The organism is Metabacillus niabensis (genome assembly GCF_020524345.1).
Lineage (GTDB): Bacteria > Bacillota > Bacilli > Bacillales > Bacillaceae > Metabacillus > Metabacillus niabensis_B.
In genome coordinates this window covers 1-24,505 of the sequence record NZ_JAIVLH010000007.1, presented here as the reverse complement: position 1 = coordinate 24,505, position 24,505 = coordinate 1, and the positions used below count along the sequence as shown (strand labels likewise).

Sequence of the window (24,505 nt, the reverse complement as noted above, 5' to 3'; positions counted from 1 at the left end):
TTTTACTCTTATCGTGACATAGTTACCTGAAAACTGGGACAAGGAACCTGTCCCCCTGACCCATCATAAAACAATGAAAAACGTTACTGGTAATGTTGCCAAACTAAGCATTGTACTAACAAGTGTTGCGCTTGATACAAATTCTGGTTCTGTGTTAAATTGCAGAGCATACATGGTTGTATTTGCGGCTGTCGGCATAGCTGCCATGATAATCATAATTTGCTTGATCGTTTCATCTACCGGCAGGAACAATGTAATCAAATAAGCAATGACTGGTGATATTGCAAGTTTTGTTACAAGTGACAGAGACACCTTTTCTTTCTCAAAGCTTTTGATTGAAATTTTTGCAAGTTGCATGCCTAGTACAATCATCACTGTTGGAATCGCAGCATTTGCCACCATGTCAATGGCCTGTGTCATGGAATTTCCTAAAGGAATATGAAGGATTTGAAGGAGATAGCCCAACATTGCTCCATAAACCATTGGCATACGTTTCACTGCCCGAATAGCTGAGCGAACTCCGTCACCTTCTGCACTTCCTTTTGCTGCATAGTAAACACCAACCGTGCACATCACAAGCTGTTGAATGACCATTAAAACAATGGCATAATCGAGACCTGCTGCCCCAAATAGTAGGAGAACAACAGGTGTCCCGTAGTTACCATTATTCATAAAAGAGGATGCCAAGATCATCCCGCACTTTTCCTTAACAGAGTATTTTCGTATAAAAGCGATGAGATAGACGACTAAAATTAAGGAAAAGCAAAGAGCAAATGTATATAAGGTCATATAGACATAGGTCATATTAAATGTTGTTGTATAAAAGGTTCGAAACACTAAAACAGGTGACATTAAATATAAAGCCATCGTTGAGATCGTTTTTGTTTCGAAACCGATTTTTTTCTGTCCTATAAAACCGAGTGCAAAAATACTGAAGATCGGAATAAGGATTAGGAAGAAATCCACTCATTCACCTTCATTCCTATGAATATAGTTATTTCTCATTCTATAAGTTTAAAACAATAATACGTTCCTCTGTCATTTCTTCAATCGCATATTTTGGACCTTCCTTGCCATTGCCGCTGTTTTTCACTCCGCCATATGGCATGTGGTCGACACGATAGGCAGAAGCATCATTTATAATAAGACCGCCCACTTCAATTTCCCGTGCCGCCTTCATCGCAAACTGTAAATCATTTGTGAAAAGACCTGCTTGTAAGCCGTAATCTGAATCATTTACTTTCGCGATCACTTCATCTATCTCTTTATACGTTGCAATAGAAACAACCGGACCAAATACTTCTTGTCGACATACTTTCATATCATCATTCACATTTGTTAGAATCGTTGGCTCGTATAAGGCACCATCACGCTTTCCGCCTAATGCCATCACAGCCCCCTGCTCAACCGCTTCGTTTACCCAGTTTTCTACACGCTCCGCTTCACGAAGTCGGATCATCGGTCCAATGTCTGTTGATTCATCCGTAGGATCGCCAACAACCAGTGTTTCTGTTTTTTCCTTTAAAACTTGTAAAAAGCTTTCAAACGCTTCTTCATGAACATAAACCCGCTGAACAGAAATACAAACCTGCCCGGCATTGTTAAAGCTTTTTTGGGCAATGAGTGATGCTGCTTGCTCTACATTTGCATCATGGTGAACAACGGTTGCTGAATTGTTTCCTAATTCTAGTGCCACTTTACGTAATCCAGCCTTTGAGCGGATATATTCCCCAACACGGGGGCTTCCTGTAAAGGTAAACATGTTCACATCCTTGTTTTCTAGTAACCATTCACCGATTTGCGCACCGTCTCCTGTTAACAGCTGCAAACGACCTTTTGGCAGACCAGCTTCCTCCATTAATTCTGCTAACATAAGTGCACAAATCGGTGTTACCTCCGCCGGCTTTAAGACAACACTATTTCCGGCAGCAATAGCTGGCCCTATTTTATGACAAACTAAATTGACCGGTACATTAAATGGTGTAATCGCTGCAACAACACCAACTGGAACTCGTACTGTAAAAGCCATTCTATTTTCAGAACCAGGTGCAGACTCTACAGGAACACCTTCTCCATGGATTCGTTTCGCTTCTTCAGCTGAAATCACTAACGTTTGGGCGGCACGCTCGATTTCACCTCGAGATTCGCGAATTGGTTTCCCTACTTCTAATGCAAGCACTTGAGCAAATTGGTCACGACGTTCAACCAATAGTTCAGCAGCTTTCATTAGCACTTCATAGCGTTCATATGGTGAAAATGGTGTCTTTAGTGCTTCCTTTGCACCTTGTACAGCTGCATCGACATGTTTTTTTTCAGCTACGGATATGGTTGCTGTTACCTCTTGATTGTATTTATTTAACACGTCCATAACGTCCATTGTTTTTTCCCATTGTCCATTAATATATAATCCATATTGTTCTGTTGTGATTGTTGTCACTAGTCCCACTCCTTCTTCTATCTCATAAGGTCAATATGATATGTGTATTTTTCACTGCTGAACTTTGTTGTGGTAAATTCAATTGGTTGATCTTCATTACCGAAGCTGAGTCTTTCCATTTTCAGCATGGCCTGACCTCCTCGTATCCCAAGTAAGTCCGCCTCAACTAATGTTGCATTTACTGCTGAAACTTTTTCTTTTGCATGTTTTAAGAAAATATGGTTTGCCTCTAATATTTCATAAAAGGTTGAGTCGTTTAAATCCTGGCATACTAATAATTCTCCGATTTTCTTGGGCCAAAAAGAGCGCTCAATCGCTATTGGTGCCTGGTTTGCAAAGCGCAGGCGTTCAATGACTAAGATCTCCTCATCCATCGGCACCTGAAGGACCGACTTTTCATAAGGAAAATCTCTACTCATTGTGACTAACAGCAATTTTGAGCTTGGCACCACTCCCTTTTCTCTTGCTTCCTCTGCAAAACCTTTTAGCTTTGATAAGCTTCCGACAAATAATTGCGGTTTTACGATGGTTCCTTTTCCCTGCTGTCTTTCTAAGATGCCCTCTTGTACGAGAATGGAAATCGCCTGCCGTATCGTTGTTCGGCTGACATCAAACTCTTTCATCAGTTCAGTTTCCGTTGGGATCATAGCATTTGGTTTCCATTTCTTTTCTTGAATCTGTTGAATAATTGTGTCTTTCACTCGAATATAAAGTGAAATGCTTTTCACAGGTTTACTTCTACTTTCCACTGGAAAAACTCCCTTCAAGTATGAAAGATAAAAGGGAAGTTTTAGATAAATACATCTGTGTTTAACTGAAGCAAACGACCAAGCTCAATTAGTTGTTTTGTTACATCGCCATATACTAACGCAAAATGTGGCTCATACCCTGAGTTCATGAGATCATAAAGGGTATTCGTAACATCTGTTGCTAAAGCTACCTCGACTGAAGTTCCAGTAAAAGGTTGTTCAACATCGAGTGCCTCCCCTTTCATGACGAGCAGTCGGTATCCATCAGGTGTATGGCTGACTCGGAAAATCGTCACTTCTCCAGCTTTTAACCCAAAGTCCATTGCAAATCCAATTTTTCGATTAGGATGTACGCCGGCTGTTGCGCCTGTAGATGGATGTGCAAGTGAATAGGCACCAGCCCCGCAATGCCAAAAAACAACGGAGTTTTTCTCCTCATTTACATGGACTAAATCCCCTAAATACGGTGCTCCTCCTCTAGTTAATTCTTGTAAAATATACATAGAGATCGATCCGTGAATATCAGACTCACATGAAGAGACCATTCCATCTTCCGTCAACTGTGATAGAACGGAACACGGTGCTGCACCTAAATCATTAAAAAAGTCTGGCCAACATCTCATTGCGATTGACTTTATGTTTTCTTTCTCAATTTGTTTTTTTACGTATGTTGAGAACTGAGCGAACTTTTTAACGGTTTCATCCTCACGATTTAAGCCGATAACCTGTTGTTCTGCACGGTCGATTTCCCCAATCCATTCCTCCTCAGGAAGCTCCACACATTTCTTAAATGCTTCCTGCAGATCCATTTTATGAAGAGTTACACCTAGAGCGTCCTTTAACTCATCTTCATTTGCATCTGAGAAAAAGAATCCTGGTGGGTAGTCGCCAACAACACCCATTTTTAATTGATTCAACGATTTCAAAACACGCATCACATCAAATTTTTGATTCAATTCTGTTTGTAACTTTTCCTCATCCGGATTTCCAAAAGCAAACGTAAATGGATGGCGATGGTTGCGTAGAACATTGCTTGTGCTATTGCCGCCTGTTAACGAATTTAATCGTAACCGTCCACCTACACTTGGTTCCCGAACAGACCAGACAATCACAGGTTCCCTAACATACTCAAGCGTTTTTACCATGAACTCTCCATCTGCAAATGTAACACTTTGATAAAGGATCATATCAAATTCAGAGGAAGCGTTTGTTTGCAAAAATTGTTCAAGCTCTTCTACTGAAGTAAGAATTTCACTTGGCGCCACAATTTTGTGGCCACTTTCTTCCAACCATTTCATACTTTGCTTGCGATACGTCTCTGCTGCTTGTAAATCGAATGTCTTTCTCCCAATAGGAAGATATAAAACAACTGCATGTGACATCAACTATTCTCCTTTTCTTTTCAAGCTTCACGACATCAATTGATCGTTATAAATTTAAATAGATCACTATCTTTAAAACTACAATTCTTTATTTTCCCAAATGGTAACTCCAATTTCCTTCAAACTATTCATAGTTACCTTTCGTATAAAAGTAGGTATCTTTAGTTCTATAATATGTAAACGTCTACAATATTTCAAGTGTTTTTTCTTATTTCTTTAATCTTTCAAGAAAAAACAGACAATGACTTGCTCACTGTCTGCCTTTTTATCTAGTAAGTTCAATATTATAGTGGTATTTATCACTGCGAAACTTCACTTTAGAGAATTCAATGGCTCGATCATCTAGACCATAGCTGATTTTTTCGGTTTCTAACAGTGCTTCACCGCCTCGAATCCCTAATAAGTCTGCTTCATATAATGTGGCATTAATTGCTGAGATCTTCTCCTTAGCTCGCTTTAAGATAATTCCATTTTCCTCTAAGATTTCATAGAATTTCGCACGATCTAAATCCTGATTTTCAAATAACTTCCCAATATGTGAAGGCCAGCATGTCCGTTCTATAGCAATTGGTTCTGAATCAGCAAAACGTATCCGTTCAATGACTAAAACTTCCTCATTTTCAGGGATATCTAACAGTGATTTTTCATGATACAGATCCTTTTTACATTCGATTCGGAGTAATTTTGATTTTGGGGTCAAGCCTTTCTCAATTGCTTCCTCAGCAAACCCCTTTAATCGTCCGTTTCCGGTTAATTGCTGTGATTTTACAATCGTTCCTTTTCCTTGTTTTTTTTCTAATAAACCTTCCTGTACAAGAATTGTTATCGCCTGACGTAATGTTGTTCGGCTCACATTAAACTCTTCCATTAATTCTTGTTCTGTGGGAATCAATGAATTAGGCGCCCATATTTTTTCTTGTATGCGCTTAATTAAAATATCCTTAACTTGAAGGTATAGAGCGATATTTTTATTGGGATCTACTTTGGTTTCCAATTCCACTGCTAACATTCCTTTCCGCTGTCACTTTTCGGACTTCATCTATTCTCATTTAGGTTAGGTATTAACGAATCATCATGACTATTATATCATACATACCTACCTTAATTTTATGTGTGAGTGTTACAAAAATTTGAAGGAATGCTATACCAAAAAGGCTGTTGAATATCCTCAACAACCTTCTCGTCTCTTACATATTAGCTATCTTTCGAAATGTTTCAATCCACTCGGAATGTTTACGATAAAATACGGGTGGTTTTCCGATTGGAGCTGCTACTGTCACATCTCCGCCTTTATATTCCTGCCCGGTCCAGAGGTGAACCCATTCATCTTCCGGTAAATAGACATTCCACTCATTTTGATTTTCTTGATGGACTGGAGCAACAAGTAAGTCCCTGCCATATAAATATTGATATTGAATATGGTAGGCTTCTTCATCTTGTTCATAGTGCATAAATAGCGGGCGTTGTACAGGAATCCCGCGTTCTGCGTTTTCCTTCACAAGTGATCTTGTATAGAGTGATAATGCCACATAAATTTGAGTCATTCTTGCTAAATGTTCTAGAGACTCGTCATCATCATCATATTGGAAGCAATCATCCGGACGATTTCCTTCATGTGTTCTCATGACTGGTGTGAAGGCGCCCATCTCAGCCCATCTCATCAGTAATTGCTTTGAACGCTTATTGCCGTGTAAGCTGGTATAACCGCCGATATCACTATGATGTAAGCCACAGCCGATCATCCCGGAAGACAATGCAGCAGGTATGACTGATGCTAAGCCATCATCTATTGAAAAGTCTACACTTTGGTCTCCGCCCCAAAGAAGTGTGCAATATTTTTGTATCCCTGTATAGCCTGCGCGCATAAAGTACACAGCTTCACCTAATTTGTTTGCTTCTTTAACTGCCTCATAATTAACTTTTGCCCACAGAGCAGGCCAAGCATTATGCATGATTTTGGCATCCACTCCATTATGAAGCACAACATCTGTTGGTAAATACTCGCCAAAGTCGGCCATCCAACCGTCAATACCGAAATCAATCATATTTTCTTTTATAACGTTTTTATACCATTCAAAGGCTTCAGGATTTGTAAAGTCCACAACTCCGCAATAAAACTCCCCAAAGTCTACAAGGTATGTTTCACCTTGTTGATTTAATGCTAAATACCCCTTTTCATTTGCGTTTTGATAAAGATCACCCTCAATTGCTACATAAGGATTAATATAGCCTAAGAATCGGATCCCTTTTTCTTTCCACTCATGAATTTTCTTATCAAGATTAGGGTATTCCTCCGGATTCCATTTCCAGTTCCACATTAATCGTTTACCGAAGGAGGTGATCCGCTTACCTTGCCAATCCTGACACCAAACTCCTCCAACCTTCACTCCCTTAGCAAGAGCCTTCTCCAGTTTTGCTTCTACAACATCTGTTCCGCCTTGAATTCCTAGCCAAATTCCTTCATAGGTCCATTCTGGTAATTCCGGCTGACGTCCAAAGCGCGCTGTGATCTTTTCTACTAAGCTAAGAAAGGAGGATGATCCTTCAAAGATAATTTCCTTTGGTACTTCCCAAACTTGTAATTCATGAAATTCAGCTTGGCGAAAATCGAAATCAGCATATGCTGTTGTGTCAACATGACAATAATACTTATTGCTTGAAACATAGGTTGGCTGCGGGAAATTTGTGTTGTAATAATCTCCGCCGGCTTTATCCTTCACATCAGCTTGCCATGTAACATAGGTATTCTTGTTTCTGCCAACACCTGGTTCTGATGTCCAAAGTGGAAAGTTTTTTCCTCTCATATTAAAATGAGACAGCTGTTCACCACACCCATATACTTTTTCATGTTGATCCGCTTCAACACGAATCCAAAACCGGTTAACACGTTCTTGGGTTTCGACCACGCTTAATACCGCTTGACTACCTTCCACTTTTAATGAGAATGTTACTGTCGGATCTTCTCCTTTAAATCTACTAAGAGATAGGAAAGCTGTTCCATCCTCATTTACAAGTGTTTTTGCATATCGGAGGGCTGTCCTCTCAATGACATAATCACGGATATCAAAATTCCCGCGATACATATCCATTTTTTCTTCTCCATATCCTACATAAACAAAAGGTTTTGTGGATGAATGCTTTACTAATGTTTCACCATTCCACACTAATTCAAAACCGTCTTCACGTACTTCTAATTCCATTCCTGTTTTTGAATGAATGTCGATCATCTTCAATCCTCTCGCCTTCTTTCAACCTAGTTTCATAGAAGAGAGTCTGACAACCTGGACAGACTCAACTTCTATTACGCAAGTTTTTTATCTTTATTTTCACTTTCTGGTTGTTGATTCGTTAGATAGCTGGAGTATTTTTTCATCCAACTTTTCACTGAAAAAATACCTAAAACAACGGCAACGGCTGTTACCAATATCATAACCGGCCAAAATAGTGGAGAAACGATTTCATCACCATAAGCCAGCCCTATAGGTGAGAACACGACATATGTCATGACGATTAACGTTAATAACACAACGGTAACAAGTAGCGAATATTTCCAAGGAACAAGACTAACTTGAGCATTTGACTTAAAGATATACGGAACTTTCATCGGCTTCATTTTTCCAATGACCATCATAATCGCAACTTCAACGCAGAATAAGATTGCATAAACATAGATAAAGTTAATCGATACCTGGAACCCAAATAATTGGTCTAATCCCCAAACAAGCATATAATACGTGATTACGTGGAATACGATCACGACCTTTGCAGCAAGTGCCGGAATACGCTTAGAAAGCAAGCCTACTAGAACAATTGTAATAATCGGGATGTTGAAAAATCCTGTAAAGCGGCGAATTAAATCCCATAATCCGTCAGGTGCATTCATAAGCAATGGAGAGATGAAAAAAGATACTAACGCAATGATCGTTCCAAAAATTTTACTAACACGAATTAATTCCTGATCTGTTGCACTTTCTTTTAAAGGTTTGTAAATATCTAATGCAAACATGGTAGCAGCTGAATTTAATAATGAGTTGAACGAGCTTAAAACCGCTCCAAGCAAGACAGCTAAAAAGAATCCTGACATATACAATGGTAATACATCTGCTACTAGTGCAGGGTAAGCTAAATCAACCGGGTTCATTCCTTCACCATAAAGTTGGTAAGCAATTAAACCTGGAACCATCATAAAAAACGGAATAGCCAACTTAAAAAACCCTGAGTAAAGGACACCTTTTTGCCCCTCTGCTAAACTAGCTGCCCCTAGCGTCCGCTGAATAACATATTGGTTTGTTCCCCAATAGAATAGATTCGCTAAAATCATTCCAGTAAAAATCGTTCCAAAAGGTACCGAATCCGTACTAGAACCAATTGCATTTAGTTTCTCCGGGTTAGCCTTAACAACTGTTTTCACACCTTCTGCAAAGCTTCCGTCTCCAAGAGTAATAAATCCTAAAACCGGAACAAGAACACCGATAATTAATAATCCAATCCCATTAATCGTATCGGACACGGCAACCGCTTTCAATCCACCGAAAATAGCATAAACGGCTCCGATAATTCCAACGACCCAAACGATTAACCAAATGGACTCCTCATATGAAATATTGAACATAGCTGGTACATCAAAAAGCTGTAATATCGCTAAAGCACCGGAATATAAAACAGATGGCACTGTTACTAAAATATAACCAAGCATAAACAATAACACAGAAAGACGACGAACCCCTTCATCATAACGTGAACTTAAAAACCCGGGCAACGTTGTAAAAGCACCACCTAAGTACTTCGGAAGTAAATAGAGTGCCATTATGACAACAGCGAATCCAGCTGTTACTTCCCATGCCATATTCGATAAGTTCGCTCGATACGCCTGCCCATTAAGACCAATTAACTGTTCTGCCGATAAATTCGTTAACAATAAAGATCCGGCAATAAAGGTACCTGTTAAGCCGCGGCCAGCCAAAAAGTAACCGGTGGAATCGCTTACATCACCCTTTGTTTTTAAATATGAGATCCAACCTACTAAGCCCATAAAGAAAATGCACGATAAAAGCGTGAACCAAATATTTGACATCTCCATCATTTATATACTCCCTTATTTTTTTATCATAATCTGTCTTAGTAATAAATTTGTATGTTTTCTCCCTTTATTCCTGGATATGCACCACGATTAATCAGTACTTCTCGATCCGGGTGTGCCAACAACCATTTATTCTTCATAAATAATAACGAATCTTCCTCTGTCCTTTTGTGAGTCTCCTTATTCAACGGCTGATTCGTTCCATCAGGTAAAATCACAACAACTTTAAATCCTTTATCACTTATTTTACATGGTGCAAAGTGAAGCGTTGTCCCGTAGAGCTCTACTGCTGTTCCTTTTGGAATAAAAAAGGCTTCAATTTCACTTGAATCATACTGATTATTTTTCACAGATTGTAATTGTCCTAGTAAAAGGACAATATCTGTCAAAGCGTAATTAATCTCACTGCCCTTATGATATTCTAGACCATTTAGAGTTGAATTAACACCATTACAATAACCGATTTGTATCGGTAGTTGACCATAAAATTGACTCTGAATTTGTTCTTTAACTGCTGTCTCTTCCATTTCTGCAACAGATGGGACATAAACATTTCCTTCTTTAGGAATTCCTGTCATTTCCATGTAAGGATTTAATTCTTCAAACTTGTAATTGTCTATTATTTTTCCATATGAAGTAAAAGCAGGGTCATTCACATGATAAAAAGGGATATGCTGATTTCGTTTTTTTAGGTTTTCAAATTTATTCAATGGAATTTACCTCCATGCAACTTGTGGGTTTAAGGCCCCTCAAAGAATAAAGATAGGTATCTTTGAGGGATCTTAATAGCCTTTTTATTTTAAAACAATTTCTTCTTGTACAGTGTTGTCCCAAGCCTTACGGAATACATCCAAACCGTAATCCGTAAATGCATGATAAAAGCTGTTTTTGTATACATCAAATCCACATGTTACAATGTGTGCTCCCGCTTTCGCCGCATCTACAATTTGTTTTCCGTTGCGTAGTGCCGCAACAATGATTTCTGTTTCATAGTTATATCCTTTATAGATATCAACAATATCTTTAATATATTGATTTGTATCTTCCCCGCTATTTTCCTTCCAACCTACAAATGGCGAAACAAATTTTGCTCCAATTCTTGCTGGCTGTAAAGCCTGAGAAGGAGAAAATACAAGCGTAATATTCGTACGAACTCCCTCTTTTTCTAGTTCTCTAGCAGCGATTAGCCCTGGCTCTGTACAAGGTATTTTAATAATAAAGTTTGATGAAAGAGCAGCAATTTTTTTGCCTTCCTGAACCATTTCTTTTGCATCATCCAAATGCGGATTGATCTCAGCTGAAATTGGAAAATTTTCTACCCCTTTAAATTCACTTCCTACTTCATCTAAAACAGTTAAGAATGACTTTCCGCTCGTCATAATATGACGCGGGTTTGTTGTAACGCCATCAATACCCCAATTTTCATATGCATATTTAATTTCCTCAATTTTGGCACTGTCTAAAAAATATTTCATTTTATTTCCCTCCGTAATAAGTAGTTATATTCATAGTGACCTTTTATTAAAAGTAGTTACCTTTGTTATTATCATATGAAAACGCATTCTGAATTTCAAGTGTTTTTTTATTTTTTATTTATGCTTTGTATGAGCTTGCCTTACAATAATAGGGTTAATATGTTGATGCAAATGGGTTATAACGTCTAGTAAAGACTGAAAAAGAGAAGTGCACACAACACTTCTCTTTTCACTTTAGGTTATTAAGTTAATATTTTGGTATGTTTAAAAAGGTTGATCCTTCAATCGTTGAATAGGGTTAACAAGGTATGAAAAATGATTTTTTCCTGAGAAGTTTATACTCTGAAGAATGCGTTGAAAGGCTATTGATTGAATGAGTTCATCATTAAGAGGTGTGTCTATGTAGTGCTGTTCATCTTTATCCCGTGTAAAATACTGAATAGACAGATTACGTTGATCTTGCTGAAAGATTAATCTAAGGATGCTTTTTTGGTCAGTGGCTTCATACCGAATATCGACTGTCGCATGAACAGGTACCCGGAAATGATGATAGTTATTTGTTCCTACTTCACGATCCCCTACTCGGAGAATGACTAGGTCCTGTGTATCACTTTCCTTTACTTGTAGTGGTTTGTTGGCATTTTGTTTTAGATAGATTGACTTCAGCCTATATTTTTTCATCTTTTACCCTCATTTCTCTTTTTTATCTGTAGGTCCCACTGTAAGTATATTCCATATTAACTGATTGCAACATTCAATTTGTATTGATATATTGCGAAAAATGACGATATTCACGGAAAAAGTGTGGCTTGTCTCCATCTTTCTTCATATTTTTTGACTTCCCTCAAAATAGGTCTAAATATCTATATATGTCCGTAATATGAACATTTACTACATTGTCTTAGATTCGAACATTCCCTCTTTCTTTTCTCCTTTACGATAACAGTAAGCTTGGAGAAGGGAATTGTTGGTTCAATGAGAGAGTTAGAAAAATTCCAAATGAATCTTAAATTTTATCGAGAGCAAAACGGATGGTCACAGGAGCAATTAGCGGAAAAAATTAATGTTTCCAGACCTGTCATCACAAGACTTGAAACAGGTGAGCAGGAACCGGATTTGTCCTATTTATTAGCATTAAGCGATGCCTTTCATGTAAGCATTGATCATTTGATTGGACGAGATGAACAAACAAATGATTATTTATATGAAGTTTACGGGAAGTATCAAGCTGATGGCTCTGTCTCTCAAGTCGTTGACTATTTAATTAAAAATCCAAAAATGCCCCAAAGCTTACAACAGCTTTTACACGTAAAAACAAAGCATCGTAAGCTTATTGAAGATACAATTATTCGTGTAGTTGAGAATTCATCAAGGATTTCCGAATAATCCCATCCCCCTATTCCGGATTCTTAGTGGTCTTGTGGTATACTAGAGAAAAGCGCAAGCACCTTGATTACCCTAGGGGCTAGGCGTTGGAGCTAGACACTAACACTAAGTACATAATCTTATGATTTCTGATTATATAAAATAAGGTAGCGGGGATGATTATGATGAAAACGTTCAAGCTTGTCGGATTAAAAATTGATGAACAAACAGCTGAAGCAAAAAACATTCCTTTACTTGACGGTCTTGTCATTAACAAAGAAGATGGCGAAAATTCATGGTTAATTGAGGCGCTGATTTCAAAGGAATACTTATCTTTTTTTGAGGAACAAAAAGAAGCTGATCGTACATTTAAAATGTTTGTGACGATCTCAAAAGTAAGCAATGCACCCGCGAAGATCTCAGCAAGCGTTAACACGATTACGGTGCTCGATGAATCTGTCTCCGTTCTTTTTGACGGCCGATTATTAACATCAAGACCTCAGTATCGACCTGAAGAACTCTTGGAGTCATTAATAGATCAGGGATTGTCCGGTAATGCTTTAATGGATGCTTTTAAGGAAACCGTTCAACAACGGGGATATTCAACAAAGTTGTAAGGGTCTGCATTTTTTGTGGGACCTTTTTTCATGCGTAAAAAGAGGACAAACAAAAAGGCTAACCCGAGTAAGAAGCTTGTTGGGGTAGCCTTTCTGCAGAAAGACATGATTAACGATTACTCGTTTTTGTCCTTGTTGTTATCGTCAACATTTCCTTCTTCCATCATTTGATCCGTTTCTTCAGCGCCCTCTTCCAGCATGTTTTCGCCTTCTTCAGCGCCTTCCTCAAGCATGTTCTCGCCCTCGTTCACGCCTTCTTCTACTGCATCTCCGCCTTCATTAAGGCCTTCTTCCACATTCTCTTCTACTGTATCGTTTTCAGTTGTATCCTCTGGTGGTGCTGGATCTTCGTCATCAGCCGCACAACCTGTCACAAGCATTGCTGCAAGAAGAGAACCTGATAAAGTTAATAGCCAATTTTTTTTCATGATAAATGCCCCTTTCATCTTGACCTAATTTTTAACCCGGTCTTTGATTATTTTTCCCGACACCTTTGTTTTCATTCTTATTTTTTCGATTTTTTCTGTTGATATGCATTATTTAGACAGGTTTTCTTAACCTGAAACCTTTTTGAGGGAAAAAGGGGCGAATGGCCTAGGTAGGTTGTGGACGGAGGACATTTTTTAAGGGTTTGTGGGGTGGTTTTGTCTTTCATCAAGGAGATGAAGGACTTTTTTCTCCTTTGCTGTTTGGTTTTGTCTTTCATCAAGGGGATGAAGGACTTTTCTTCTCTTTTGCTGTTTGGTTTTGTCTTTCATCAAGGAGATGAAGGACTTTTCTTCTCTTTTGCTGTTTGATTTTGTCCTTCATTAGTGCTATGAAAGACTTTTCTCCCCTCTTCACAGCTTATTTTGTCCTCACATCTTCTAAAAACCTAAAAAGCCCTTCATGGAAACCCATGAAGGACAATCTTAAAGATCTTATGCTTCTTTCTTTTCACCTAGTGCAAACATGATTTCTGTTTCACATGCGACTTCGCCGTCAACGGTTGCGATGGCTTTTCCTTTTCCAAGTGAGCCTCTTAGGCGGATGATTTCAACCTCAAGGCGTAGTTGGTCACCTGGTTTTACTTGTCTTTTGAAACGGCAGTTATCGATTCCTGCGAAGAATGCTAGTCTTCCGCGGTTTTCTTCTTTTTTCAAGATAGCAACTGCGCCAACTTGCGCTAATGCTTCAACGATTAGTACCCCTGGCATAACTGGGTAGTCCGGGAAGTGCCCATTGAAAAATTCTTCGTTGGCAGAAACGTTTTTAATGCCGATTGCTTTTAATCCTTCTTCTACTTCTAAGATGCGATCTACTAATAAAAATGGATAACGGTGTGGGATAATGTCTTTGATTTCGTTACTATCTAACATATGTAGGAATCTCCTTTAAACTTATTTTCGCGCTTCTTTACTATGTACGACAAAAGGAAGGTTTTCACCTTCCTTTAGCAAAGTATATATGGAATATTACTCTTTTTCAACTAAGTCAATAATATGCTGCCATGTCGATTTATCAAGGGCATCCTCTGGATTTCCATTGCCGATTACTCCGTATCCGACGATTAGTCCAACGATTAAGCTAATGGCCATAAATAGGATCACGAGGATGACTCGCAGCCAAATTGGGATAAGTCGGATGCGTAACTTTACTTTTGAGGCTTCTTGTTTATTGCTTTTTTCTTCTTGTTTTTTCTTAGCTTTTTTTATTTCTTCTCGACTGACCGCTTTTGTCGTTTCTTTTGCTACCAATAGACTAAACTCCTATCTTACGCCGTTAATTAATCCCAGCATTTGGTCGCCAAGTGTGATGGACTTTGCGTTCATTTGGTATGAGCGCTGTGAGATCATTAAATCGGTCATTTCCTTTGTTAAATCAACATTGGACATTTCCAGTGCACCTTGCTGTAAGGAGACACCAGCACCATCTAAGTAGGTTAATACGTCTTCGATTTGCATGTCACCGAGATCTTTTAATCCGTACAGATTATTTCCTAACTGACTCAGCATTTGCGAACGATCTACTTGAACAACACCCAACTGAAATTCCTGTGGTTGCTCATTTTCATTTCTCGGTACTGCTGTGATCGTACCATCTTTTGATATCACAAGCTCTTTAAAAGAATCATTTAACCTGATTGGATTTTGATTTTCATCCAAAACAAGGTTACCCGATGCTGTTGATAGTAAAAGTTGATTGCTGCCGTCTGTTGCTGGTGATAAATAGAGAGCACCATCTCGTGTATAATTAATTTGCCCATTTACATCAATTTGTAAAAACTGATCTGGTGAGGTAAAAGCAATATCAAGTGATCTGCCTGTTTGTTTGATGCTGCCTTGTGTAAACACAACGCTTTTATTCAGTTTAGCACCTGTTCCCTGTCTAATCCCAAGCTCAGTGCCGAATCGTTCTTCTTCTCTTTCTTCTAGCGCATTTCCTTGATTGTTAAATTGCTGACGTACTAATTCTGAAAAGGATGTTTCCGTTCTTTTATAGCTTTGTGTATCAACATTTGCTAGGTTGTGGCCAATTTGATCAAGCTGCTTTTGGAGCTGGCCCATTGTATTAGTCGCTGTAATCATTGAGCGTAACATCTGTTATTTCCCCCTGTTATTAGAAAAGCGCAAGCGCCTTGGTCAGCCCCGACATGCATAAGAAAGTTTGGAATAAATTAACTTATGGCCTCGAGGGGCTAGGCGCTGGAGCTAGACACCTAAACTAAGTAAAAGAGTTTATGTTTTCTAATCTTATGATAGACGGCCAATTTCATTTGCGGCCTTTTCCATACTTTTATCATATGCTTGCAACACCTTTTGATTTGCTTCAAATGAACGGTAAGCTGTCATCATATCTGTATATGTTCGTCCGATATCAACGGTTGAGTTTTCTAAATATTTTTGTTTTAAATTGTATTGAATGTCACCATTGTCAATTGCTGTTGGAAGTACTTGTCCGTCAGATGTGCGGTAAATGCCGTTTCCTTCTTTGACAAGATTACGTACGTCTGCTGCGAAGCGAACGTCGATTTGAGCGACAGGTTGTCCGTTTACCAGTACGTCACCAGCTTCAGTTACGCTGAATTCTCCGGATTGAATGGAGATTGGTTGTCCTGTTGTTGAAAGTACTGGATTACCGTCAGAAAGTAAAAGACCGTTTTCATCAAGTGTAAAGTGTCCATTACGAGTATAACGTTCTTCACCAGCTTGATTTTGAACAGCGAAGAATAACGAACCTTTTACATTGGTTTCTGCATTTAACGGAACATTTTCTTCTACTAACGCAACATCTGTGACCAACCCTGTTTCCTTTAGCTCACCTTGAATATCTCTGCTTTTTATTTCCTGTAAATAAACTCCCGAATTTAGAGAGCCGATTGTTTGCATTGCTGGTACATTCATTCCATTACCAGTTGGAAGTGTTTTATTTTCCATTCGTTGCAATAGCATTTCCGGAAAAGCGCGGATTGTTGATTGATCTGCTTTATATCCTGCTGTATTGGCATTTGCCATATTATTCGATAACATTTCAGTTCGGCGCTGCTGTGTTAGCATACCGGCAGTTGCTGTATATAAACCTCTTAGCAAGAGTTCCCCCACCTTAAATGTGTTTTTCCGTTCAATTGAATTCTTTTCGACAGAATTCCCTAATTTCCATTATAAAGGAGAACGACTGTTTTCTCATCACATTTTTTCATATTTCCTTTGTTAGTTTTTAGGAAAAAATATTTTTATTTCCTTTTAAGATGCTTGTCTATATAATAAAGGAAATCTGATAAAGGCAAACTTGTCGAAAGGCAAGGACGCAAAGCTATGGGCCTACCCAATGTTTACATTGCACGGTCGCCAAGTTGCCAGGCTCCTTTTTGAGCCATGGGCTAAAAAAAGGAGCAGAATGAGATGAAAAAACGTATTTTGATGTTTGCTTTTATTTTGTTTGTGGCAGGAGTTGCAGGTGTGAACAACAAGGCAAATGCCAGCGCGAATACAGAGTACTCGACTTGGCTCTGGGATACGAATCAAATCGTGACAAATCGAGCAGCAACGTTACAATTTTTAGAGGAAAAACAAGTTTCCCATGTGTATTTACAAATTAACCGATCAATTAAAGTTGACCAATATAAGCAATTTATTAAAGAAGCTACAATTCGTGGAATAAAGGTTTATGCGCTTGACGGGGCACCTGAGTGGGGGCCTTCTTCAAAACCTTTTCTTAATTTTTTGAACTGGGTGACGACATATCAAACGGGTGCAGCTGAGGATGAAACGTTTTCCGGCATTCACCTTGACGTTGAGCCATACCTCACTTCACAGTGGACAACAAATTACAATGGAGCTGTGCTTAAATACCAAAATGTGATTTTAACTGCAGCTAATACTGCGAATTCACTTGGCATTCCATTTGCTGCTGATATTCCCTTCTGGTTTGATGACATGAATGTGAAAAACAAATATGGAAAAGGCAATCTCGCTGAATGGGTGATCAACAATACAAGTGAAGTCACGATTATGGCGTATCGGGATAAGGCTGTTGGTCCTAACGGAATAATTGAATTGACTAAATATGAAATGAACCTCGCAGCATCACTTAATAAGGATGTTACGATTGCAGTTGAAACGATGAACTTAGGCAGCAGCGACGGCTTCCTAACGTTTTATGAAGAAGGACAAACCGTGATGGCCCAAGAACTTGCACTTGTTTCTGATGCCTATAAGGAGTATTCAAGTTTTAAAGGAATTGCCGTACATCATGTAGGTAGTTGGATGGACTTGAAATAAAGAGAGTGAGGGGGTCGGGGGGACAGGTTCCTTGACCCACTTTTTTTCAATTTTGGGATTATATTTATGTTTTTTGAATATTTATTTACGTTTTTCACAAGTTTATTTTCGATTATTTGATTTTATTTACGATTAGACAAATTTTGTCATGATTCGACGTCGACTGTATACCCTACACTCTAAATTATGCTATACAAAGTTGGATCGTTCCACTCGTATCTTCGATTATTGAGTGTTTACCTTCGATTTTGGAGTTTTATCTTCGATTATTCTACTTGTACCTTCGATTAGACGATTTCGGTCAGAATTCGACAACCACCCTCGTACCCACACTCTATATTATTCTTCACCCTGCACAACTCGGGACAAGGAACCTGTCCCCCCGGACCACCAAAAAAAGAACCTGCCCCAGGCAGGTTCTTACCAAGTATTAACCAAATTTTTTGCGTGGTAGTTTGTCCATGTTGTCCAGCATGATTCCTGTTCCGATTGCGACGCAGTCCATTGGTGCTTCGGCTACTAGTACTGGTACTTTTAGTTCTTCGGCTAAAAGTTGGTCTAAGCCGTTGAGTAGAGCTCCGCCGCCTGTTAAGATGACGCCGCGGTCAATGATGTCTGCTGAAAGTTCTGGAGGAGTTCTTTCTAGGACACTTTTAGCAGCTTGTACAATGGCAGAAATTGGTTCACGAAGTGCTAATTCAACTTCTGTGGAGTTAACTGTAATTGTGCGAGGTAATCCTGTTACCATGTCACGACCACGAATACTAATTTCTTCATTACGTGCGCCTGGGAATACCGTTGCTACATTGACTTTAATGTCTTCTGCAGTACGCTCACCAATTAAGAGCTTGTACTCTTTTTTGATGTAATTTAAAATTTCCGCGTCAAACTTGTCCCCAGCCATTTTAATGGAAGAGGCGGTGACAATATCGCCCATTGATAGCACAGCGACATCTGTAGTTCCACCGCCAATATCAACAACCATGTTTCCGTAAGGTTGGAAGATGTCCATGCCGGCACCAATCGCTGCTACCTTTGGCTCTTCCTCAAGGAATACATTTTTTCCGCCGCTTTTTTCAGCAGCTTCTTTAATTGCTTTTTGCTCAACTGATGTAATATTCGTTGGGCAGCAAATCAGCATGCGCGGTTTTGAAAGTAATCCTTTTACATTCAACTTATTTATAAAGTGTTTTAACATTGCCTCTGTTACTTCAAAGTCTGCAATAACACCGTCTTTTAATGGGCGAATCGCGACAATATTCCCAGGAGTACGTCCTACCATACGTCTTGCTTCTTCACCAACGGCAAGTACCTTACCAGTATTTTTGTCCAGGGCAACAACGGAAGGCTCGTTTAACACAATTCCCTTCCCTTTCACATGAATAAGTACGTTAGCCGTACCAAGATCTATACCAATATCCCTCGCAAACATTCTATCTATATCCTCCTTGCAAATCTTCATATCCGAAATACTGACCTAATTACCTATTTTATCACAAATTCGCAAAAATAGTATGATTTTGTAAAAAAATTTCAGGTAAGTATGTAGGGAATTGTCGATTTACTTAAAGTTGATAGAATATCTTTATTTCACTGGTTCTTCTTCTAAAATCTCGTCCTTCTTGTACTTTAGCTTTGTTGCTTCTCCACCACGCAAATGTCTGATTGATTTATGGTAATCAAGTATTTCCTTTACTTCATTCGCAAGATCAGGGTTAATTTCAGGTAACCTTTCCGTTAAATCCTTATGAACGGTACTTTTGGAAACACCAAACTCCTTCGCAATAACGCGAACTGTTTTCTTTGTCTCCACGATATACTTCCCAATCTTGATTGTGCGTTCTTTGATGTAATCGTGCACACCACTCGACCTCCCTAATATGGATGTGAGAAGTGTGAAATGAGACTCGCATACCAAGACACTTTGGCTGAATTTCTCTTAGATGATCGTATGTTGCCTCTTTTACAGCGATTAAAAATTACACTCACGATCCCTCACCTCAAACACTCTCTTTGATAGGTTTGTAACATTTTATTAGCTTGGATTAAGATATATGCTAGAAAAGTCAGGAGGGACAAGGGTTTTCTTTAATTTTTTTCATTTTAATGAGGTTTGAACAAGGAAATCGGGGTTTTTTTATTTTTTTCAGTACTTTATTTTCAGTTCATTGTGAGATTTATTTCCCGAGAAATTTGTCGACAGGTGGAGTGATGAGTTGAAGGCATACCTTTTATTATATTTTGGAAGATGGACGATATGATGAAGTATTAAAATATTTTTCAACAGAAGGTAATATATGTAAAATAAAAAAGAGTAGTCAGTCCACTCCTTTTTATTTTTGGCTAAATGCGATTTTCAACCCTATAAGTGTAAACAGGGCACCTTGAATTAAATTAATCTTTTTTGAAAATGATGCATCTTTACGTAGAAAGTAACCGACTTTTCCAGCAAATAAACTTATTAACGTGAAGATGATTAAAGCTTGGGTTAAAAATAGAATGCCGTAGATCAGCATTTGCATGGATACATTTCCATTTTCATATTGAATAAATTGCGGGAAAAATGCCAGGAAAAATAAAGAGACCTTTGGGTTTAAAAGATTCATGATGACACCTTTTTTGTATAACGCTTTGTAGTCTAAAGAGTCCTCATTGTTTAGATTAAAGCTCGAGCTCTTTTCTCTAAAGGACTTATATGCCAAGAACAACAGATATGCTGCTCCTGCATATTTTACGACAGTGAAGGCCAGGGCTGATTGATAAATAACAGCTGATATACCGATGGTCGCAGCAGCAATATGAACGACTAATCCTGTGCAAAGTCCAAGCGTCGTGAAGATCCCTGCATTTTTTCCTTTTGCTATTGCTTGTGCCAAAGTAAACAAGTTATCTGGTCCCGGCATGAGAGTCAGAACGATTGCTGCCCCTAAAAAAGAAAGTATTGATAGTAATTCCACGTTTATCCCCCCGCTTTTTTTATGTGAATTTTACCATAACAACGTGAAAAAGCTCAAAATCAAAAGATCTGAGCTTTTAGCATGTTTTATTTAGTTCTCTCATAGTCAATCTCGAATTCTGTTGCCAGCTTTTCCATTTCTTCATGATATTCGTTAAGAGCATTCATATATTCTTCACCTTTTGCATTTGACTGCTCAATTAATTCCTGATCTGTTTTTTCTAATGCTTCTTTTTCGAGCAACAGAGCGTCATAATAAATGCCTAATGCTTCTTCCAATTTGTCTTTAATTGGTTCAAGCTCTTCTACATTTACTTCCAGTGATTCTGCTGTTTCAATGGCTTTTTCGAATTCAGGAATAACTTCACTTGTTAAAACGCTATGTAGCTCTTCATCGTTTTTGAAATTTTCACCTGATACGGTTGCCAATGCTTCATTCGCTTTTGTTTCATAGCTGGCTATTTCGTTCATGTCTTCGTTGATAAAATCAACAATTTCTTTTTGTTTTTCTTCGTATGATAGCTCATTTTCTGTAGACTTTTCTGCATCAGGTTGTTTTTCTGAAGAAGTGTCATTGCTACAGGCTACGAGCATGAACATCATCGCGAGGATGAAACTGAGTTTTTTCACCTGAACCTATCCTTTCTACTGCTTAAGATTTGATGATTGTCGGGTCATTTTTAATAAAAGCATCACGACGTTTCAAATATCTTTTCTCTTGTGTTACTTTGATTAAACTCATCATAATCAGACCAACGATGATGCCTGACAGAGCATACCAACCCACTACAAAAAGAAGGCCGATATACACAAAAAAGGCACCGAAAAACAATGTGTACACCGCAAGTAAGAGAATGTTAAACAATTGCAGCTGGAAAATTCTCATCTTTTCTTCTTTTGAGGTTGTGTCTTGATTTTTCAGATCTGAAAAAAGCTGTAATTCTGACCGTACTGTTTTATATGGGGCAATAAACCAATTAATGATCGCCTTCATGATGTGTCCCTTGTTTTAATGAAAGTAGTTTTTCCTTCATGAGTTTTTCACCTTCAGATTCGAAACCCTTGAAAATAACTTGTTTAATTTGTTCATGATTAAAAAACACATTTGTTTCATCTGAAATATGTCCTTGCGGGTATGGACATGCGACATACTCCCATACTTTTTCCTCTTGATCTGCCTGCTGTTGCATTCTTCCATATATCATAATTGGTTGAACAATTGCTTCTATTAACACAACCGTCCCAATTGGTAGTAACTCTGTTCCTTTGTCGATGTTAATCGAATTTATTTCATTTCTCATTTTCACGTTGCTCCTTTCGTTAAGAAAGACTATTCTGCTTTTTCGACACTGAATCCTAGTTTAACTCCAAGTATAAATCGCAGATCAAGCATTGTTTCTTTTCCGATTTTTGCTTCGCCTCCGACACCAAATGCTGAACCGCCAATTGTACCCTTAATGTTGTAGTCAATAAAAGGAAGTGGTAATATTCCTGAAACCTCTCCCTCAGCTACTGATGCCTTAGCGGCGATACCGACTGAGGCATTGTCAACTCCGGCGTAGGCATTCGCCTTTAGGACCTCTCCTTTGGCTTGTAAGCCTGTACGACCGACATAGTCAATTTCTTCATCAAGCTGTGTCTTGATTTCCGCCGCATAGACAGTCCCACCCGCTTTGACTAAAGGAAGAACACTTTCTCCTCCAACACTTGCTTGTGCCTCTGCAGCTCCAATTTGCAGATCAAAGCTAGAATCCATCACACCTGTATCATGTTTTACACCTGTGTGAATGCCGCTCAACTTACTACTTCCGCCTAGCTGACCATCTCCGTCACCATATCCTGACCAATCATTCTCTACTTTTCCTGCACCGGCTTCAAAAGTAAAATCACCTTTTTCAACTGTGTCTCCCACTAGGTATGGAGATGTTTTTTCCACTTCTTTCTCAGATGTTTTGCTTGTTGTCGGGGTGAAATTTAACCCTAACCATTGATATGGTGTCATTGAATAAGAATTGTAGGCATAAATAGATTGTGTCGAACGATTTGCTGCGAGTGAACCGTTTGTCATGAGATGCATTGGTGTTGAACGAATGCTTCCCATTAACAGGGCATGTGTCGGATTCAAAAGTGCCTGTAATGGATGGAAGTGTTCGAGACTACGAGGGTTCACAGCTGCTTTTGTGCCCATTTCTTCTAAGTATGCTGTTAATATTGCTAAGTCAGCAGATAATTCTTCTAATGAAGATGTGCTTTCTCCATCGAAGTCTTCTAAATCTGTTAGTGTGTCAGTGATTGATTTTTTTGCTTGTTCCACCTGCTGATTGACTTCACCATCGTCCAACAGATCGACTGACACAATATCTGACACATTCGAGATGTATTGGTTCGCATCCGCTGTTACATCATTTGTGTAGTTTTGAACAGCTGTCAGCTTATTTGTTAGCTCACCTTGTAAAAATTCCTTGTTGATATATCCTGTCTGATCCGGTTCAAATCCGTCCATTTGGCTTTTGCAGCTTGTTAGCTTTGTTTTATAGGAAGTTAGCATTTGTTTCAGCTTGAATAAAAAGGGCTGATGACAAGATTGGTAGTAACTTTTAATCGCTGTTGCCCCTTTTCCTGTAAACGCACCCTCCAAATTAATCAGCTCAGCAATCGATTTCTCGATGGCTTCCAATCCTTCTATTTTTTCAGTAACTGCTTGAATTGTATCATCAAGTGATGCATGTAAGTCAGATACATCTAATACTTTCATTTCTCTACCTCCGCAACACCTTGTAGCAGCATGGATGTTTTTAACGATTCGTCCGTTGATTTCATCGCCTCAACAGAGGATGTGACCATTGCTTCATTTTGTGCTAAAAGCTGTTGATAATTGGTCATGATCTGTTCTAGTGACTTATTAATCGCTTCTATTTTCTTGGTGACATCCAGTTGATTATTTTTCGCAACATCCTTTGGCAATGAGGGATCCAGAGAGGTTGAAGCTCCCGTCATCCCCTTTACTACACGCTCTATATCATGATATTGAAGTTTGATTTCTCCCATTATGATCTCTACCTTACTTTTTATTTTGGTTGTTATTCATCTTCCAGCATCTCTAATTCAAGAGAATGAATGGTTTGCTTTAGTGATAGGATTTCGCTTTTTAAACTACTCATTTTGCTGTTAATGGTTGAAAAAGTATTGGAGAGTTGAGTAGATTCAAGATTCTGGTAGGAACCAAGAATTCCTTCCGTTCGAATATCCTCAAATTTGTCGGCAAGAGATCCTTGCCACGTAGTAGATGTTAGCTCAGGGGTGGTAACCGATTGGTTATAATTCAAATACTCCTGCTTAATGCCTTGCAGCTGGCTTTGGCAGTCTTGCAGTCGTTGTAGCTGTTCTTGTTTCTTCCTTAAAAGCCCATAATAATAAAATAAAGACAACGTAATCTCCCTCTTTACTTTTACTGACTTATCTATGTATGGTTCAGTTCAAATTGTTAAAACACTTTTATATACCCTAAACCGGGATCAATCAAACCCAATTACATTCAAAATTTCCCAATCTTTTCAACTATAACATAGTTAAAAACTGTAAGAATGGTGAGAATGGTGGATTTTTCCGGGATGGTTGTGTAGGTGATTTTTCCTAGTTGGGTGGGGGGTGAGATCGGAAGAGCACACGTCTGAACTCCAGTCC

General features: G+C 38.7%; 28 protein-coding genes and 1 riboswitch. Of the genes, 3 read left to right on the top strand and 25 right to left on the bottom strand.

What is annotated here, in order from left to right:
• Positions 1-63: 63 nt before the first annotated feature.
• The 10 genes from LC095_RS09700 to LC095_RS09655 form a co-directional block, all read right to left on the bottom strand.
• The gene (locus LC095_RS09700) at positions 64-966 is read right to left on the bottom strand and encodes an AEC family transporter (RefSeq protein WP_226528001.1); all 903 of its coding nucleotides are present in this window, start codon (positions 964-966) and stop codon (positions 64-66) included.
• A 40-nt stretch (positions 967-1,006) separates the two neighbouring features.
• Positions 1,007-2,377 carry an aldehyde dehydrogenase family protein gene (locus tag LC095_RS09695; RefSeq protein WP_264195993.1) on the bottom strand — a complete coding sequence of 457 codons (1,371 nt, stop codon included), beginning with the start codon at positions 2,375-2,377 and terminating at the stop codon, positions 1,007-1,009.
• 77 nt (positions 2,378-2,454) lie between these two features.
• A complete protein-coding gene (locus LC095_RS09690) occupies positions 2,455-3,186 on the bottom strand; it encodes a GntR family transcriptional regulator (RefSeq protein WP_226527999.1) in 732 nt (243 codons plus the stop codon).
• 41 nt (positions 3,187-3,227) lie between these two features.
• Complete coding sequence (locus tag LC095_RS09685; protein ID WP_226527998.1) at positions 3,228-4,568, bottom strand: L-fucose/L-arabinose isomerase family protein; 1,341 nt, start codon at positions 4,566-4,568, stop codon at positions 3,228-3,230.
• Between the two features lie 265 nt (positions 4,569-4,833).
• Positions 4,834-5,577: a GntR family transcriptional regulator gene (locus LC095_RS09680; protein WP_226527997.1), complete on the bottom strand. Its 744-nt coding sequence runs from the start codon at positions 5,575-5,577 to the stop codon at positions 4,834-4,836.
• Between the two features lie 178 nt (positions 5,578-5,755).
• Complete coding sequence (locus tag LC095_RS09675) at positions 5,756-7,795, bottom strand: alpha-glucosidase (protein WP_226527996.1); 2,040 nt, start codon at positions 7,793-7,795, stop codon at positions 5,756-5,758.
• A gap of 74 nt (positions 7,796-7,869) precedes the next feature.
• On the bottom strand, positions 7,870-9,648 hold the full coding sequence (locus LC095_RS09670; RefSeq protein WP_226527995.1) for a solute:sodium symporter family transporter: 1,779 nt from the start codon (positions 9,646-9,648) through the stop codon (positions 7,870-7,872).
• A gap of 38 nt (positions 9,649-9,686) precedes the next feature.
• A complete protein-coding gene (locus LC095_RS09665) occupies positions 9,687-10,358 on the bottom strand; it encodes a DUF4867 family protein (RefSeq protein ID WP_226527994.1) in 672 nt (223 codons plus the stop codon).
• Positions 10,359-10,442: 84 nt separating this feature from the next.
• The gene (locus LC095_RS09660; RefSeq protein ID WP_226527993.1) at positions 10,443-11,123 is read right to left on the bottom strand and encodes a transaldolase family protein; all 681 of its coding nucleotides are present in this window, start codon (positions 11,121-11,123) and stop codon (positions 10,443-10,445) included.
• A 264-nt stretch (positions 11,124-11,387) separates the two neighbouring features.
• Positions 11,388-11,804 (bottom strand): hypothetical protein, encoded by a 417-nt coding sequence (locus LC095_RS09655; RefSeq protein ID WP_226527992.1) that lies wholly within the window; start codon positions 11,802-11,804, stop codon positions 11,388-11,390.
• 294 nt (positions 11,805-12,098) lie between these two features.
• Here LC095_RS09655 and LC095_RS09650 point away from each other — a divergent pair, with 294 nt between their 5' ends.
• Together LC095_RS09650 and LC095_RS09645 are read left to right on the top strand one after the other, a co-directional pair.
• Positions 12,099-12,509: a helix-turn-helix domain-containing protein gene (locus LC095_RS09650; protein ID WP_226527991.1), complete on the top strand. Its 411-nt coding sequence runs from the start codon at positions 12,099-12,101 to the stop codon at positions 12,507-12,509.
• Between the two features lie 164 nt (positions 12,510-12,673).
• Positions 12,674-13,105, top strand: a complete 432-nt coding sequence (locus tag LC095_RS09645; protein ID WP_226527990.1) for a YwpF-like family protein — start codon at positions 12,674-12,676, stop codon at positions 13,103-13,105.
• A 116-nt stretch (positions 13,106-13,221) separates the two neighbouring features.
• Here LC095_RS09645 and LC095_RS09640 read toward each other — a convergent pair whose 3' ends face one another.
• The 6 genes from LC095_RS09640 to LC095_RS09620 all read right to left on the bottom strand — a co-directional run bounded on the left by LC095_RS09640 (position 13,222) and on the right by LC095_RS09620 (position 16,674).
• Positions 13,222-13,533, bottom strand: coding sequence for a hypothetical protein (locus tag LC095_RS09640; protein ID WP_226527989.1), 312 nt, complete (start codon positions 13,531-13,533; stop codon positions 13,222-13,224).
• Positions 13,534-13,728: 195 nt separating this feature from the next.
• Positions 13,729-13,863: a hypothetical protein gene (locus LC095_RS26780; RefSeq protein WP_264195987.1), complete on the bottom strand. Its 135-nt coding sequence runs from the start codon at positions 13,861-13,863 to the stop codon at positions 13,729-13,731.
• Positions 13,864-14,025: 162 nt separating this feature from the next.
• Positions 14,026-14,463: a 3-hydroxyacyl-ACP dehydratase FabZ gene (gene fabZ, locus LC095_RS09635; RefSeq protein ID WP_226527988.1), complete on the bottom strand. Its 438-nt coding sequence runs from the start codon at positions 14,461-14,463 to the stop codon at positions 14,026-14,028.
• Positions 14,464-14,559: 96 nt separating this feature from the next.
• Positions 14,560-14,841: a DNA-directed RNA polymerase subunit beta gene (locus LC095_RS09630; RefSeq protein ID WP_226527987.1), complete on the bottom strand. Its 282-nt coding sequence runs from the start codon at positions 14,839-14,841 to the stop codon at positions 14,560-14,562.
• A 12-nt stretch (positions 14,842-14,853) separates the two neighbouring features.
• A complete protein-coding gene (locus tag LC095_RS09625; RefSeq protein WP_226527986.1) occupies positions 14,854-15,684 on the bottom strand; it encodes a flagellar hook-basal body protein in 831 nt (276 codons plus the stop codon).
• Positions 15,685-15,837: 153 nt separating this feature from the next.
• Positions 15,838-16,674: a flagellar hook-basal body protein gene (locus tag LC095_RS09620; protein ID WP_226527985.1), complete on the bottom strand. Its 837-nt coding sequence runs from the start codon at positions 16,672-16,674 to the stop codon at positions 15,838-15,840.
• Positions 16,675-16,856: 182 nt separating this feature from the next.
• Positions 16,857-16,945, top strand: a riboswitch (cyclic di-GMP riboswitch).
• 41 nt (positions 16,946-16,986) lie between these two features.
• Here LC095_RS09620 and LC095_RS09615 point away from each other — a divergent pair.
• A complete protein-coding gene (locus tag LC095_RS09615) occupies positions 16,987-17,865 on the top strand; it encodes an amidase (RefSeq protein ID WP_226527984.1) in 879 nt (292 codons plus the stop codon).
• Between the two features lie 430 nt (positions 17,866-18,295).
• On the opposite strand, the gene LC095_RS09610 is transcribed toward LC095_RS09615, so the two are convergent.
• From LC095_RS09610 to LC095_RS09570, 9 genes are all read right to left on the bottom strand, one after another.
• Positions 18,296-19,297 carry a rod shape-determining protein gene (locus LC095_RS09610; RefSeq protein WP_226527983.1) on the bottom strand — a complete coding sequence of 334 codons (1,002 nt, stop codon included), beginning with the start codon at positions 19,295-19,297 and terminating at the stop codon, positions 18,296-18,298.
• Between the two features lie 153 nt (positions 19,298-19,450).
• On the bottom strand, positions 19,451-19,726 hold the full coding sequence (spoIIID, locus tag LC095_RS09605) for a sporulation transcriptional regulator SpoIIID (protein ID WP_026563140.1): 276 nt from the start codon (positions 19,724-19,726) through the stop codon (positions 19,451-19,453).
• A gap of 472 nt (positions 19,727-20,198) precedes the next feature.
• Positions 20,199-20,822, bottom strand: coding sequence for a LysE family translocator (locus LC095_RS09600; RefSeq protein WP_226527982.1), 624 nt, complete (start codon positions 20,820-20,822; stop codon positions 20,199-20,201).
• A gap of 86 nt (positions 20,823-20,908) precedes the next feature.
• The gene (locus LC095_RS09595) at positions 20,909-21,451 is read right to left on the bottom strand and encodes a hypothetical protein (RefSeq protein WP_226527981.1); all 543 of its coding nucleotides are present in this window, start codon (positions 21,449-21,451) and stop codon (positions 20,909-20,911) included.
• Between the two features lie 22 nt (positions 21,452-21,473).
• On the bottom strand, positions 21,474-21,815 hold the full coding sequence (locus LC095_RS09590) for a hypothetical protein (protein WP_226527980.1): 342 nt from the start codon (positions 21,813-21,815) through the stop codon (positions 21,474-21,476).
• Positions 21,799-22,122 carry a DUF4176 domain-containing protein gene (locus LC095_RS09585; RefSeq protein WP_216775157.1) on the bottom strand — a complete coding sequence of 108 codons (324 nt, stop codon included), beginning with the start codon at positions 22,120-22,122 and terminating at the stop codon, positions 21,799-21,801. Before LC095_RS09585 ends, LC095_RS09590 begins: the two co-directional genes overlap by 17 nt.
• A 29-nt stretch (positions 22,123-22,151) precedes the next feature.
• Complete coding sequence (locus LC095_RS09580) at positions 22,152-23,576, bottom strand: LXG domain-containing protein (RefSeq protein ID WP_226527979.1); 1,425 nt, start codon at positions 23,574-23,576, stop codon at positions 22,152-22,154.
• Entirely contained in the window at positions 23,573-23,869 is a 297-nt protein-coding gene (locus LC095_RS09575) for a YwqI/YxiC family protein (protein WP_226527978.1), read from the bottom strand. The genes LC095_RS09580 and LC095_RS09575 overlap by 4 nt, the downstream gene beginning before the upstream one ends.
• A 32-nt stretch (positions 23,870-23,901) precedes the next feature.
• Complete coding sequence (locus tag LC095_RS09570; RefSeq protein WP_226527977.1) at positions 23,902-24,249, bottom strand: DUF5082 family protein; 348 nt, start codon at positions 24,247-24,249, stop codon at positions 23,902-23,904.
• Between the last annotated feature and the right edge of the window lie 256 nt (positions 24,250-24,505).